Genomic DNA, 13,467 nt, shown 5'->3' with positions numbered 1-13,467 from the left:
ACACCTGCGGAGAGGCGATGAACGCGCGAATACTTGTCGTCGACGACGACGCGGCCCTGTCGGAGATGATCGGGATCGTCCTGACCGCGGAGGGCTACGAGCCCGTGTTCTGCTACGACGGCGCGACCGCCGTGGACACCTTCCGTGCCGTGCGGCCCGACCTCCTGCTCCTCGACCTCATGCTCCCGGGCAAGGACGGCATCCAGGTCTGCCGGGAGATCCGGGCAATCTCCGACGTCCCCGTGGTCATGCTCACCGCGAAGTCCGACACCGTCGACGTGGTCCGCGGCCTCGAGGCCGGGGCGGACGACTACGTCCCCAAGCCCTTCAAGCCGGCCGAGCTCGTGGCGCGCGTCAAGGCGCGGCTGCGCCCGGTGGAGCGGGCCGCCTCGGCCGAGCTGCGGATCGGCGACGTCAGCATCGACGTCACCGGGCACAGCGTCCGCCGGGGGGACCAGGAGATCAACCTCACCCCCCTCGAGTTCGACCTGCTCACCGCCCTCGCGCGCGCCCCGCACCAGGTGTTCTCCCGCGAGATGCTGCTGCGGGACGTCTGGGGCTACCAGCACGCCGCGGACACCCGCCTCGTCAACGTGCACGTGCAGCGGCTGCGCTCCAAGATCGAGCTGGACCCCGAGAACCCCGAGATCGTGGTGACCGTGCGCGGGGTCGGCTACAAGGCGGGCTCGTCCGCACGATGACCGCGCCGGACGCCGCCGCGAGCCCCCGGCGCAGGGGGTTCGCCCGCAGGCTCGCCCGACGGCTCCGTCTGGGGCGCGTGCTGCTGCTCCGGCGCTGGCGCCAGTCCCTGCAATTCCGGGCCATCGCCGTGTCCCTGACCCTGACGGCGCTCGCGTTCTTCGTCACCGGCAGCTTCCTGTCCCACCAGATCGCCGACCGCCTGTTCAACGACCGGCTGCAGCAGGTCCTGGCCGGGGCCACCGCCGACTTCGAGGACGTGCAGGCGAGCTTCGACGCGTCCGACGCCTCCGCCCGGGACGAGCTGCAGGCGCTCGTCGCCTCGACCCTCGGGTCGCTGGCGACCGACAGGGCGGATACGGAGCGCCGCTGGATCCTGGTGCCGATGGACTACACGAGCGGGCAGACGCTCATCCCGGCGCAGAGCCAGAGCCCCTGGATGACGTCGAGCACCGTGCCCCCGGAGCTGCAGGAGCGGCTCGAGGAGCAGGACGGCGTCTTCTGGCAGCCCGCGTCGGTGCGGATGGCGGAGGACGGGGACACGGTGCCCGTGATCGTGGTGGGCACGGTCGTGGAGCTCTCGCAGAACTCGCCCTACGGCCTGTACCTCGTCTACGACTTCTCCGACCCCCAGCGCACCCTCGACGCGATGCACGCGGTGCTGCTGCTGTCGGTCGTGGCCCTGCTGCTGCTGGTGGGCGCGATCGTCTGGTACGTCACGCGCGAGGTGGTCCGGCCGGTCTCCACCACCGCCCGCGTGGCGGAGCAGCTGGCCGAGGGCGACCTCGGGGTGCGGATGCCCGTGGGCGGCACGCACGAGGTGGCCCGCCTCGCCCGCTCCTTCAACCGGATGGCGGACAGCCTGCAGGAGCAGATCACCCAGCTGGAGCAGCTGTCCTCCATGCAGCAGACGTTCGTCTCGGACGTCTCCCACGAGCTGCGCACCCCGCTGACGACCGTGCGGATGGCGGCCGAGGTGCTCTTCAACGCCCGGGAGGACTTCGACCCCGTCAACCGCCGCTCCGCCGAGCTGCTCTACCACCAGGTGGACCGCTTCGACTCGCTGCTCGCGGACCTGCTCGAGATCTCCCGCTTCGACGCCGGCGCCGCCCGCCTGGAGGTGGCCACCGTCGAGCTCTTCTCGATCATCCACGACGTCGTGGAGGCCGCCGCGCCGCTCGCGGCGTCCTCCGGCTCGGTGGTGCGGGTCCGCTCGCACCTGTCCCGGTGCACGGTGCAGGGCGACCACCGGCGGATCGAGCGGATCCTCCGCAACCTCGTCGTCAACGCGCTGGAGCACGGGGAGGGCCGGCCCGTGGACGTGCTCGTGGCGCAGTCCGAGACCGCGGCGGCCGTCGCGGTGCGGGACCACGGGATCGGGATGACCGAGGAGGAGGCCGCCCAGGTGTTCAACCGCTTCTGGCGCGCGGACCCCGCCCGTGCCCGCACCACGGGCGGCACGGGCCTGGGGCTCGCCATCGCGACCGAGGACACCCGCCTCCACGGCGGGCGCCTCGAGGTCTGGGGCGCCCCGGGCGAGGGCGCGTGCTTCCTGCTCACCCTGCCCCGGACGCGCGCCCGGCGGCTGGGCCCCGACGACCCGAGCCCGCTGCCCCTGCCGCCCGACGACCTGGCGTACCCCGAGACGGCCGAGACCACCCCCACCGGCTCCCTGAGCCTCATGGCCGCGCCCGGCCTCGTGGAGCCCGCCGGCACGCCCGCGGATGCCCCGCAGGCGGAGCCCGTGCACGACGAGGAGGCCAGGCCGTGACGAGGACAGCACGGGGCCTCGCGGGGGCGGCGGCGCTGGTCCTGGCCCTGGCCGTGGGGCTCAACGGGTGCGGGGCCATCCCGCGCTCGGGACCGGTGCACCGGCACGCGGAGTCCACCCCCACCGCGGCGGAGCCGACCTACCGCGCCGCGCCGGCCGGCCCCGTGGCGGGGGCGACGCCCCAGGAGGTCGTCGAGGGGTTCCTGGCGGCGGGCACCGGCGTGGCCGACGACTACTCGGTGGCCCGCGAGTACCTCACACCCGAGCTCGCCGGCCGGTGGCACCCCGACGCCCGCACGATCGTGCAGCGCGGGGACCCCGCGCTCGCGCCACGGCTCGAGGACGACCAGTACCGCCTGAGCGTGGAGGTGGACGGCGTGGTGGACGGCTCCGGCGTGATCGAGCGCAAACCCGGCGGCGCCACGGAGGTCCTCGACTTCAGCGTCACCCAGGTGGACGGCGAGTGGCGGATCTCCGACGCGCCGGACGCCACGGTGCTGTCCCGGGACGACTTCCGCGAGATCTTCGCGCCCCACGACCTCTACTTCACGGACGAGGACCTCTCCAACGTCGTGGCGGACCCCCGCTGGTTCCCCGACCGGGTGCCCGTGACCACCTCCATCGTGCGCGCCCTGCTCAGCGGCCCGGCGCCCTACCTGCGGGGCGCGGTGACGACGGCGTTCCCCGCCGGCACCACGCTGGCGCGCTCCTCGGTGCCGGTCCAGGACGGGACGGCCACGGTGGAGCTCAGCGTGCCCGACTTCGACCCGGCCAACATCGAGGTCAACCGCAGGATGCACGACCAGCTCGCCCTGAGCCTCGGCGCGCTGAGCACCGTGACGGACGTGGAGCTGCGGGTCGACGGCGCCCCGGTGGAGCTGGGCACGGGGTGGTCGGACACGCCCCCCGTCGCGGAGGTCACCGTGCCGTCCCGGCAGATCGGGCTGCGGGAGGGCGACCTCGTCTTCTACCAGGGCGGGCAGACCGACCCGGTGGACGGCGTGGGCCCCCTGGACGCCTTCCGGCCGGCGAGCCCGGCCATGGACGCCGCGGCCGAGCACTTCGCCTTCGTGGACGCGGGCACCGGCTCGCTCATCACCCTGGGGCGCGACCGGGACCCGCAGGTGCGCCTCAGCGGCACCGGCCTGAGCCGGCCCAGCTTCGACGAGCACGGCTGGGTCTGGGTCGGGGACTCGGCCGGCGTGGTGCGCTCGGTGTCCGCGGAGTCCGGCGGTGAGGCCGTGCGGGTGGACGCCCCGTGGCTCGGGGCGCGGACGGTGACGTCGCTGCGCGTCTCCCGCGGCGGGACGCGCGCGCTGGTGGTCACGCAGCAGGACGGGGTCTCCCAGATCTGGCTCACCGGGATCGTGCGCGCCCCCGACGGCACCCCGCGGCGGCTCAACCAGGGCTACCGGGTGGCGGCGGACGTGGAGGCGGACGTCGCCCTGTGGCTGAGCGACCGGGAGTTCGTGGCGGCCCCCGTCGGCGCCGGCGGGACGGTCCGGCCGCGGGTCTACGACGCGGCGGGCCGGTACCGCGAGCTGCCCGGCCTCGCGGGCATCACCGGTCTCAGCGGCGGCAACGGCACGTCCTCCGTGTTCGCCGGGGCGGACGGCACCCTCTACATGCTCACGGGCGCCTCCTGGTCGCCGCAGAGCGAGGACGTGCGCGACACCGCGTTCGCCGGCTGAGCCGCCCGCCCCTCCACAGGCCCCGCCCCTCCACAGGCCCGCCCCTCCACAGGCCCGGCGGTCCACAGCCGCGCCCGGGCAGCCCCACCGCCGGCGCCCGCGGCGCAGCATGGGTCCGTGCCCGCCCCGCAGCCCGCCCTCGACCGTGCCGCCGCGCGCCTCGCAGCCCTCCTCGGCGAGGCCGTCGAGGTGCTGCTCCCGGTGGAGTGCGCCGTGTGCCGGGCGCCGGGCTGCGCCCTGTGCCGGCCCTGCCGGCTGCTCCTGCGCCGCTCCTGCGCTCGGCCCTTCGAGGCCTCCGCGGCCGCCCCGCTGCTCGAACCCGCCCTGTCCGTCACCGCGGCCGGCCGCTACGCCCACGAGCTGGCCGGGTGCCTGCTGGCGTTCAAGAACGGCGGCCGCACCGACCTCGCCCCCGTGCTCGCCGCCTGCCTGGCCACCGCGCTGCACCACGCCGCGCCCGCGTGGCGGGCGGCCGCTCCGCCGGGCCCGGTGCCCGGACCGGTGCTGCTCGTGCCCGTGCCGGGCAGTCCGGCGGCCCTGCGCCGCCGCTGGTTCCAGCCCGTGCGGGTGCTGCTGGAGGACTGCGCGCGCCGGGGAGTGCTCCCGCCGGGGACCGCCGCGGCCCCCGCGCTGCGGCACCGGCACGCCGCCGCGCGGCGCTCCGGGCCCGCGCAGAAGCTGCTCGGGGCGGCGGGACGGCGGAGCGGCCCCGCCGGGTCCCTGCGGGCGGTCGTGCGGCCGGGCACCCGGTGCGTCGTCGTGGACGACGTCCTCACCACGGGGGCGACCCTCGCGGAGGCGGCCCGCGCGCTGCGGGACGCGGGAGCCGTCGTCCTGGGCGCCGTGGTGGTGGCCGCCGTGCGCGCCCCCGCCGTTCCGCCCACCGCTGATTCACCTCCGCACTCCGGGCCGTTCTGGTGAATATCACGTGTGATTCCTCTAACGTTGAGTCACGGGACGCAACACCACCTCCCGTGTGGGCGGTCCCCCGGTCCGTCCACGTCACCCCCGAGAACTGGAGGGCATCATGGAACTGAACGTCATGGGACGGAACGTCGCCGTACCGGAGCGCTTCAAGGAGTACGCCGCCGAGAAGGTCGTCAAGTTCGAGGAGCTGGGCGAGAAGGTCCAGCGCATTGATGTCAAGGTCACCAAGGACCACTCCCTGCCCGGCCACCAGGGCATGGGGGTCGAGATCACGGTGTCCGGCCGAGGACCCGTCCTGCGGGCGGAGGCCCGTGGCGACGACAAGTTCGCGGCCTTCGACGAGGCCTACGGCAAGCTGCTCGAACGGCTGCGCCGGGCGCGCGACCGCCGCAAGGTGCACCGTGGCGCCCACCGTCCCACGGCCGTTCACGAGGCCACCGGCGCGCTGCCCGTGGTCCCGAGTTCCGGACCTCTCTACTCCACCCCCGAGGAGCTCGCCACCGCCGAGGAGGAGGCGTTCGACCAGAGCGTCAGCCTCTCGGACGCCGTCACCCCCGTCGAGATCCGGCGCAAGCGGTTCCCCGCCGCCGAGCTCAGCGTCGACGAGGCCGTCGACCGCATGGAGCTGGTCGGCCACGACTTCTACCTCTTCGTCGACAAGGAGACGGGCGAGCCCTCGGCCGTCTACCGGCGCAAGGGCTGGAGCTACGGCGTCATCAGCCTGAGCGAGGACGGCCAGGAGTCGGAGGAGAGCGTCCGGGCCTACCAGCCCGAGCCGGCGCGCTGAGCGCCGGGAGCAGACCCCGCGGAGCCCGGCGGCCACGCCCGCCGGGCTCCGCCGCGCCCGGAATCCCGGGATGTCTCCCGTAGACTGGAAGGTGGTGCCGGACCCCCCGCAGTCCGGCACGGCAGTCGAGCACCGAGGAGCGTGGCACGTGGCGTCATTCCTGGAGAAAGTCCTCAGGACCGGAGACAAGAAGGTCCTGTCGAGGCTCCGGTCCTACACGGACGCGATCAACAGCCTCGAGGACAGCTTCCGGGAGCTGAGCGACGCCGAGCTGCGCGCCGAGACGGACGCGTTCCGGGCCCGGGTCGCGGACGGCGAGGCCCTGGACCGCCTGCTGCCCGAGGCGTTCGCCGTGGTCCGCGAGGCGGCGTCCCGCACGCTGGGCCAGCGCCACTACGACGTCCAGCTCATGGGCGGCGCCGCCCTGCACCTCGGAAACATCGCCGAGATGAAGACCGGCGAGGGCAAGACCCTCGTGGCCACCGCTCCCGCCTATCTCAACGCCCTCTCGGGCAAGGGCGTGCACGTGGTGACCGTCAACGACTACCTGGCCGAGTACCAGGCGAACCTCATGGGCCGCGTCTACCGCTTCCTCGGCATGGAGACCGGCGTGGTGCTCGCCAACCAGGACCCCGAGGTGCGCCGGGCGCAGTACGCCGCGGACATCACCTACGGCACGAACAACGAGTTCGGCTTCGACTACCTGCGCGACAACATGGCGTGGAGCCCCGAGGAGCTCGTCCAGCGCGGGCACAACTTCGCGATCGTCGACGAGGTCGACTCCATCCTCATCGACGAGGCCCGCACCCCGCTGATCATCTCCGGGCCCGCCTCCGGCGAGGCCAACCGGTGGTACACCGAGTTCGCCCGTCTCGTGCAGCGGCTCAAGCCGGGGACCGACTACGAGGTCGACGAGAAGAAGCGCACCGTGGGCGTGCTCGAGTCCGGGATCGAGAAGGTCGAGGACTGGCTCGGCATCGACAACCTCTACGAGTCGCAGAACACCCCCCTCATCGGGTTCCTCAACAACGCGATCAAGGCCAAGGAGCTCTTCCGCGCCAACAAGGACTACGTGGTGCTCAAGGGCGAGGTCATGATCGTCGACGAGCACACCGGCCGCATCCTCGCCGGGCGCCGCTACAACGAGGGCATGCACCAGGCCATCGAGGCCAAGGAGGGGGTGGAGATCAAGGCGGAGAACCAGACCCTCGCCACGGTCACCCTGCAGAACTACTTCCGCCTCTACGACAAGCTCGCGGGCATGACCGGCACCGCGGAGACCGAGGCCGCCGAGTTCATGAACACCTACGGGCTCGGCGTGGTCGCGATCCCCACCAACAAGCCGCTGGCCCGCATCGACCGCTCCGACCTCGTCTACAAGAACGAGGTCGCGAAGTTCGCCGCCGTCGTCAAGGACATCGAGGAGCGCCACGCGAAGGGCCAGCCCGTGCTGGTCGGCACCGTCTCGGTCGAGAAGAGCGAGTACCTCTCCAAGCTGCTGTCCCAGCGCGGCGTGCGCCACGAGGTGCTCAACGCGAAGAACCACGCCCGCGAGGCCGCGATCGTCGCCCAGGCCGGGCGCCGGGGCGCCGTGACCGTCGCCACCAACATGGCCGGCCGCGGCACCGACATCATGCTGGGCGGCAACGCCGAGTTCAACGCCGTCGAGCGCATGCGCGAGCGGGGCCTGGACCCCGTGCGGGACGCCGAGCAGTACGAGCGGGTCTGGGACGGGGTGCTCGCCGAGTGCGAGGCCGCGACGAAGGCCGAGCACGAGGAGGTCGTCGCCCTCGGCGGCCTCTACGTCCTGGGCACCGAGCGCCACGAGTCCCGCCGGATCGACAACCAGCTCCGCGGCCGCTCCGGCCGCCAGGGCGACCCCGGCGAGTCCAGGTTCTACCTCTCCCTCGCGGACGACCTCATGCGGCTGTTCAACGCCGGCGCCGCGCAGCGCCTCATGGCGGGCGCCCCGGACGACACCGCCCTCGAGCACAAGATCGTCTCGCGCGCGATCGCCTCCGCCCAGAGCCAGGTCGAGGGCCGCAACGCCGAGCAGCGCAAGAACGTCCTGAAGTACGACGACGTCCTCAACCGCCAGCGCGAGGCCGTCTACCGCGACCGCCGCCGCGTCCTGGAGGGGGACGACCTCCAGGAGCAGATCGCGCAGTTCGTCGACGAGGTCATCACCTCGACGGTCGTGGACCGCACCGCCGTGGGCCACCCCGAGGACTGGGACCTGGAGGGGCTCTGGGAGGCGCTCGCCACGATCTACCCGATCACCCTGACGGTCGACGAGGTCGTGGAGGAGGCGGGCGGGCGCACCCGCCTGACCGCGGAGTTCCTGCGCGAGCAGATCCTCTCCGACGCGCGTCTCGTCTACGCCCAGCGCGAGGAGGAGGTCGGCGCCGAGGCCATGCGCAACCTGGAGCGCCGGGTCCTGCTGTCCGTCATCGGGCGCAAGTGGCCCGAGCACCTCTACGAGATGGACTACCTCAAGGAGGGCATCGGCCTGCGCGCCATGGCCCAGCGCGATCCGCTCGTGGAGTACCAGCGGGAGGGCTACGCGATGTTCCAGGCCATGATGGAGGCCATCCGCGAGGAGACGGTCACGTTCCTGTTCAAGATGGAGGTCCGCCGCCAGCGCGTCGGCGCCGCCGGCGGAGCCGTCGACCTCCAGATCCCGCGCCAGCCGAGCTTCCTGCAGTACACCGCCCCGGGGGAGTCGGGGGAGACGCAGACGCGCGTCGAGCCCGTCCGCGCCGGCGCGGACGGCACGGGGCCGGCCGCCGAGGAGCCGGCCGTCAACCGGGCAGAGCGCCGGGCCCGCGCCCGGGCGGGCGCGTCCGGCGGCGGCGACTCCGAGGCCTGAGCCCCGGGAGGCGGGATCAGCCCACCTCGAGCTGCGTGACGCTCCAGCCGCGGCCGAGCCGCTCGACCCGCATCGCCACGGCCCGGCTGCGCTGCGGCTCCGCGACGACGAGCGCCACCTCGTAGACCCCGCGGTCCACGCGGCACACCCGGCACCGGCGCACGTGGGGGTTGCGGTGCAGCTCCTGCAGCTGGGCCTTGCCCTCGAACTGCTCCTGGAGCAGACGCAGCATCTCCGCGCGCTGCTGGAAGCGCTGGACGATCTCCGGGGTCGTCCACCGCGCGAGCTGCGCGGCCGGCCGGCTGCCGCCCAGCACCTCGACGGCCGCCTGACCGATGGAGCGGGCCAGGGCGGTGACCCGGCCGAGCTCGTCGTGGACGTCGTCGCCGACCGTGCGGGTGGCGCCCCAGGTGTAGCCGCCGGGTGCTGTGGGCGGGACGGCAGGGGCAGCAACTGGGCCCGTGGCCCGAGCCTGGGTCCGTGGCTGGGTCCGTGGCTGGGTCCGTGCCGGTGTCCGGGCCGCGCCGCGGACGTCGGGGTCGGAGGGTGCGGGAGCGTTCATGGCGGTCTCCTGGGCTGGGGTCGCGGCGGCGGTCGGTGGACGGGTCGAGGATCGCGGGACGAGGACCACGGTGCGCGGGGCTCGGTGCGCGGGGAGCGGGGCCTCAGCCCGGTGGGGCGGGGACGGCGAGCCGCTGACCGGGGAGCAGGTGGTCGGGCCCCTGCGGGAGGACGTGCCGGTTGAGCTCGTACCAGGCCGGCCAGGCCCGCGCGATCTGCGCGTCCGTCGCCCGCGGCCCGAGCTGCTCGGCGGCGAGCGCCCACAGGGTGTCGCCGCGCAGGACGGTGAGCGCCCCGTCGGTGGTGCGCCGCGCCAGCGGCGGCCGTCCGGGAACGGGCTGGGGGGCCGCGACAGTGCCGGGAACAGCGTCCGGGACGGAGCCGGGGACGGCCGCCGGTGTCCCCGGCCATCCGTCGTCCGGCGAGCCGGTGCGCGGCGGTCCGGCCGGCGGTCCGGCGGGCACCGCGGGATCCTGCGCGCCCACGGCGACGGGGCCGTCGGGGCCGGACCAGAACGGCGACGCGGCGCCGTCCGCGACCGCGGCGGGAGCCGCCAGCAGCTGCGCGCCCAGGACCGCCGACGCCGCACGCAGCAGGAGCGCGGGGGACAGCCGCCCGCAGAGCCTGCCGAGCCGTCGCCGGCCCCTGCGCGGCGCGAGCACGGCGACGAGGGCCAGCGCGGAGGCCGCGCACCACAGCAGCACCACCGCGCAGCCGAACCCGGCCGCGGCCAGGCCGAGGGACGTCGCGGGGCCGGGCTCCCGGAGGCGCAGCAGGACGGCCCCGCAGCCGGTGAGCCCCAGGCCCAGCAGCGGCACCGTGAGGACGGGCCACAGCGCTGCGGTGGCGGTGGACGCTGGTCGTTGCCTGCCGGTCATCTCATTCCCCCGAACGAACCCGAGACGACACTGGATGATTTTTATTCTTGTTTGATATCATTTGGTGTCGTTTGACGTGATGGGAGATTGATACCACCCGGTCCTGCCGGCTGTAAAGGGCAGGGCTCGTGCCGGTGGACGGAGGACGCCTTGACCGGCGTGAGGGCCCTCTGCCTACGGTGAGGCCCTGCGCGGCCGGAGGGAGGCGTCGATGCGCTGGGAGGACCTGTTCGCCGACATGGAGGCGCAGCTCGCCGCGGCGTCGCAGCAGAGCCTGGAGTGGGAGGCGGGGGAGCAGGCCCGCGCGGAGTACTCGAGGGTGGGCGTCGTGGACCGGCTGCGGGCGCGGGCCGGGGACCCGGTGCGCGTGCTGCTGGCCGGCGGGCTGCCGCTGGAGGGCCGTGTGCGCTCCCTCGGCGCCGGGTGGGTCTCGCTGGAGGACCAGGGCGTCGAGCACGTGGTGCCCCTGGCCGCCGTGGTGTGGTGGGAGCGCCTGGGCCGCGGCTGGGCGCCGCACGAGGACGCGGTGACCGGGCGGCTGGGCCTGGCGCACGCGCTGCGGGCACTGGCCCGGGCCCGGGCGCGCGTGCGGATCCGGCTGGCGGGGGAGGGCCCGCAGGCCGTCCTGGAGGGGACGGTCGACGCGGTGGGCCGCGACTTCCTCGACCTGGCGCTGTACCCCGACGACGACTACCGCCGGAGGGACAGCGTCACCGCGGTGCGGACGGTGCCCTTCCACGCGGTGCTGTGCGTGTCCTCGCTCGCCGGCGCCTGAGCCGGCACCGGCGCGGCGACCCGCCTCAGTCGGCGGAGCCGGAGCGCACGGCCTGGGCCGTGCGCTCGTAACCCTCGGTAATGTACTGCTCGAGCTTCGCCGTCTCGACGCGCCACTGGCCTCGTCCGCCGACCTGGATGGCGGGCAGCTCCCCGCTGCGCACGAGAGCCCGCGCCTGCGAGGCCGAGATGTTGAGGATCTCGGCGACGTCCGCCAAGGTCAGGAAGCGCTGCTGCGACATCTCCCACCTTCCTCCTCGTGGGCGCTCGTGGGTGCGCGCCGGCTCCAGTGTGCCACCGAACCCCCTCGTGCGGCTCCCCGTCCACAGGGCGCGGCCGTGCTCCGTCCCGGTCCGCGGACCGGGGCGGACCGCGGAGCACCGGGACGGGCGTGTCCACAGTTGTGGGCCGGCCGGTTCCCCCGGGCCCCGGGACGGACCAGAATGTGGCGGAGCGCGGGCGGGGGGCCCGCGCCCGGACGAGGCAGGGGGTGCCCCATGGGGGAGGCGGCCAGGGGCTCCGAGCCGGCGTCCGCGCGGTTCAGGCGGCCGGCGTGGCGGGACCCGCGCCTGCTCACCGGGCTGCTGCTCGTCCTGCTCTCCGTGGCGGGCGTGGTCGCGGTCGTCGCCGCCACGAACCGCACGGACCCCTACCTCGCGGCCGCGCGGGACATCGAGGTCGGCCAGGCCGTGACCGCGGAGGACGTCGTGGCGGTCGACGTCCGGCTCCAGGACGCCGGGTCGCTGTACGTCCCGGCGGACGCCGCGCCCGGCCCGGGCACGGTCGCCGTCCAGCGGATCGCGGAGGGCCAGCTGCTGCCCGGCTCCGCCCTCGCCACGGCGGACCGGCTGGACCGCAAGCCGGTCGGCATCCCCGTGGCCCACCCCCTGCCCGGCGACGCTCGCCCGGGCTCCCGCGTGGACGTGTGGGTCGCGGCCCCGAAGGCCTCCGGCCGCGGCTACGAGGCGGCGCGGCTGCTGCTGCCCGCGGCGGAGATCGCCTCCGTCGAGGCCGAGGAGACCGCGCTCGGGGCGGGGCGGGGCACCGTGGTGCACGTGCTCGTCGAGGACGAGCCCATGGAGGAGCTCGTGGACGCCCTCGGCAACGACGCCCGCGTGACCCTCGTGTGGAACCCGGCGGGGCGGGCCCGGTGAGCATCCCCGTGGTGACCCTCGGGGTCTCCACCTGGCCCCTGGTGGACGGGATCGAGCGGCTGCACGGGCCCGTCACCGTGGTCCGCCGCTGCCTGGACCTGACCGAGCTGCTGGCGGCGGCGCGCAGCGGGCTCGCCCGGGCCGCCCTCGTGGCGGAGGGCGCCGAGGAGATCACCGCGAGCCTGCTCGACCAGCTCCGGCTGGGCGGGGTGGCGCTGCTCGTGCTGGAGGGCCACGACGCCCCGCGGCTGGCGGGGCTCGGCGCCACGGTCGTCCCGGAGCGCGCGGAGCCCGCGGAGGCCGCCCGGCTCGTGGAGCGGGCCGTGGCCGGAGCCCCCGCGCCCGCCCCGACCGGCTACGCGGACCCCGCCGGGGCGGCGGGCCGGGAGAGCGTGCCCGGGCGCACCGGGGACGCCGGGCCCCTCCCGGACGCAGACCCGGGTCCGCGGCCGGCCGGGCGGATCGTGGCGGTGTGGGGGCCCACCGGCGCCCCGGGCCGGACCACCGTCGCCGTCAACCTGGCGGCCGAGCTGGCGCTGCTCGGCGAGGACACCGCGCTCGTCGACGCCGACACCTACGGGCCCTCCGTGGCGGCGGCGCTGGGCATGCTGGACGAGGCCGCGGGGCTGGCGCAGGCGTGCCGGCTGGCCGACCAGGGCCGGCTGGACGGGGACGCGCTGCGCCGCACCGCGGCGGACGTCGCCGTGGCCGGGCGCACGCTGCGGGTGCTGACGGGCCTGACCCGGCAGGACCGCTGGCCGGAGCTGCGCTCCAGCGCCGTGGCCGCGGTGCTGGAGCGCTCCGCCCGGGAGTTCGGCACGACGGTCGTCGACTGCGGCTTCGCCCTCGAGGCCGACGAGGAGCTCAGCTTCGACACCGTGGCCCCGCGCCGGCACGCCGCGGCCCTGACTGCCCTGGAGCACTCCGACGTCGTCGTGGCCGTGGGCGCCGCGGACACCATCGGCGTCCCGCGGCTGGTCAAGGGCCTGCCCGACGTCGCCGCCGCGGCCCCCGGGGCCCGGCTCGTCGTCGCCGTCAACAAGCTGCGCCGCTCGGCGGCCGGCCGCTCCCCGGAGCTGGGCATCCGCGAGGCCTGGCAGCGCTTCGGCCCCGGGCCCGCCGTCGAGCTGTTCCTGCCGTGGGACCCGGAGGCCCTCGACGAGGCGCTGCTGGCGGGCGCCGTCCTGGCGGAGACCGCGGCCGGCTCGCCCGTGCGCGCCGGCCTGCGGGAGCTCGCCGCCCTAGTGCTGGCGGGGCCCGGCGAGGAGGCCGCACCGGTGCCGCCGGTGCACGGTACTAGGCTGGGCGGCAGGGTCGGGGCCTGGTTGCGCCGCTGATCCGGGGCCGCGGACCGCG

At 75.1% G+C, this 13,467-nt stretch carries 12 protein-coding genes; 9 read left to right on the top strand and 3 right to left on the bottom strand.

The window, feature by feature from the left end:
* Positions 1-17: 17 nt before the first annotated feature.
* The 6 genes from mtrA (at position 18) to secA (ending at position 8,744) form a co-directional block, all read left to right on the top strand.
* Positions 18-701, top strand: a complete 684-nt coding sequence (gene mtrA / locus IEW07_RS05220) for an MtrAB system response regulator MtrA (RefSeq protein WP_188534986.1) — start codon at positions 18-20, stop codon at positions 699-701.
* Positions 698-2,470, top strand: a complete 1,773-nt coding sequence (gene mtrB, locus IEW07_RS05215; protein WP_188534984.1) for an MtrAB system histidine kinase MtrB — start codon at positions 698-700, stop codon at positions 2,468-2,470. Before mtrA ends, mtrB begins: the two co-directional genes overlap by 4 nt.
* Positions 2,467-4,161, top strand: a complete 1,695-nt coding sequence (locus IEW07_RS05210; RefSeq protein ID WP_229741587.1) for an LpqB family beta-propeller domain-containing protein — start codon at positions 2,467-2,469, stop codon at positions 4,159-4,161. The genes mtrB and IEW07_RS05210 overlap by 4 nt, the downstream gene beginning before the upstream one ends.
* A 117-nt stretch (positions 4,162-4,278) precedes the next feature.
* Entirely contained in the window at positions 4,279-5,082 is an 804-nt protein-coding gene (locus tag IEW07_RS05205) for a ComF family protein (protein WP_188534982.1), read from the top strand.
* Between the two features lie 106 nt (positions 5,083-5,188).
* Complete coding sequence (gene hpf / locus IEW07_RS05200; protein WP_188534980.1) at positions 5,189-5,875, top strand: ribosome hibernation-promoting factor, HPF/YfiA family; 687 nt, start codon at positions 5,189-5,191, stop codon at positions 5,873-5,875.
* A 148-nt stretch (positions 5,876-6,023) separates the two neighbouring features.
* Positions 6,024-8,744, top strand: a complete 2,721-nt coding sequence (secA, locus tag IEW07_RS05195; protein WP_188534977.1) for a preprotein translocase subunit SecA — start codon at positions 6,024-6,026, stop codon at positions 8,742-8,744.
* Between the two features lie 16 nt (positions 8,745-8,760).
* Here secA and IEW07_RS05190 read toward each other — a convergent pair whose 3' ends face one another.
* Positions 8,761-9,306 carry an Rv3235 family protein gene (locus tag IEW07_RS05190; protein ID WP_188534975.1) on the bottom strand — a complete coding sequence of 182 codons (546 nt, stop codon included), beginning with the start codon at positions 9,304-9,306 and terminating at the stop codon, positions 8,761-8,763.
* A gap of 103 nt (positions 9,307-9,409) precedes the next feature.
* Entirely contained in the window at positions 9,410-10,183 is a 774-nt protein-coding gene (locus tag IEW07_RS05185) for a LysM peptidoglycan-binding domain-containing protein (RefSeq protein ID WP_188534974.1), read from the bottom strand.
* 211 nt (positions 10,184-10,394) lie between these two features.
* On the opposite strand from IEW07_RS05185, the gene IEW07_RS05180 reads away from it, so the two are divergent.
* Positions 10,395-10,958 (top strand): hypothetical protein, encoded by a 564-nt coding sequence (locus IEW07_RS05180; protein ID WP_188534971.1) that lies wholly within the window; start codon positions 10,395-10,397, stop codon positions 10,956-10,958.
* Positions 10,959-10,983: 25 nt separating this feature from the next.
* Here the strand turns inward: IEW07_RS05180 and IEW07_RS05175 are convergent, their stop codons facing one another.
* Positions 10,984-11,199, bottom strand: coding sequence for a helix-turn-helix domain-containing protein (locus IEW07_RS05175; RefSeq protein ID WP_188534969.1), 216 nt, complete (start codon positions 11,197-11,199; stop codon positions 10,984-10,986).
* A gap of 255 nt (positions 11,200-11,454) precedes the next feature.
* On the opposite strand from IEW07_RS05175, the gene IEW07_RS05170 reads away from it, so the two are divergent.
* Positions 11,455-12,111: an SAF domain-containing protein gene (locus IEW07_RS05170; RefSeq protein ID WP_188534967.1), complete on the top strand. Its 657-nt coding sequence runs from the start codon at positions 11,455-11,457 to the stop codon at positions 12,109-12,111.
* Positions 12,108-13,448 (top strand): CpaE/TadZ family protein, encoded by a 1,341-nt coding sequence (locus IEW07_RS05165; RefSeq protein WP_188534965.1) that lies wholly within the window; start codon positions 12,108-12,110, stop codon positions 13,446-13,448. The genes IEW07_RS05170 and IEW07_RS05165 overlap by 4 nt, the downstream gene beginning before the upstream one ends.
* The last annotated feature ends 19 nt before the right edge of the window (positions 13,449-13,467 follow it).

It is taken from the genome of Kocuria dechangensis, from assembly GCF_014636775.1.
Taxonomy (GTDB): domain Bacteria; phylum Actinomycetota; class Actinomycetes; order Actinomycetales; family Micrococcaceae; genus Kocuria; species Kocuria dechangensis.
The sequence above is the reverse complement of the archived record's forward strand: the minus strand, read 5'-3'. Positions and strand labels throughout refer to the sequence as shown.

Excerpts from the sequence above, each read along its gene's own strand:
- mtrA (WP_188534986.1), top strand. The coding sequence starts at position 18 with ATGAACGCGCGAATACTTGTCGTCGACGACGACGCGGCCCTGTCGGAG.
- mtrB (WP_188534984.1), top strand. The coding sequence starts at position 698 with ATGACCGCGCCGGACGCCGCCGCGAGCCCCCGGCGCAGGGGGTTCGCC.
- hpf (WP_188534980.1), top strand. The coding sequence starts at position 5,189 with ATGGAACTGAACGTCATGGGACGGAACGTCGCCGTACCGGAGCGCTTC.
- IEW07_RS05190 (WP_188534975.1), bottom strand. The coding sequence starts at position 9,306 with ATGAACGCTCCCGCACCCTCCGACCCCGACGTCCGCGGCGCGGCCCGG.
- IEW07_RS05185 (WP_188534974.1), bottom strand. The coding sequence starts at position 10,183 with ATGACCGGCAGGCAACGACCAGCGTCCACCGCCACCGCAGCGCTGTGG.
- IEW07_RS05180 (WP_188534971.1), top strand. The coding sequence starts at position 10,395 with ATGCGCTGGGAGGACCTGTTCGCCGACATGGAGGCGCAGCTCGCCGCG.
- IEW07_RS05175 (WP_188534969.1), bottom strand. The coding sequence starts at position 11,199 with ATGTCGCAGCAGCGCTTCCTGACCTTGGCGGACGTCGCCGAGATCCTC.
- IEW07_RS05170 (WP_188534967.1), top strand. The coding sequence starts at position 11,455 with ATGGGGGAGGCGGCCAGGGGCTCCGAGCCGGCGTCCGCGCGGTTCAGG.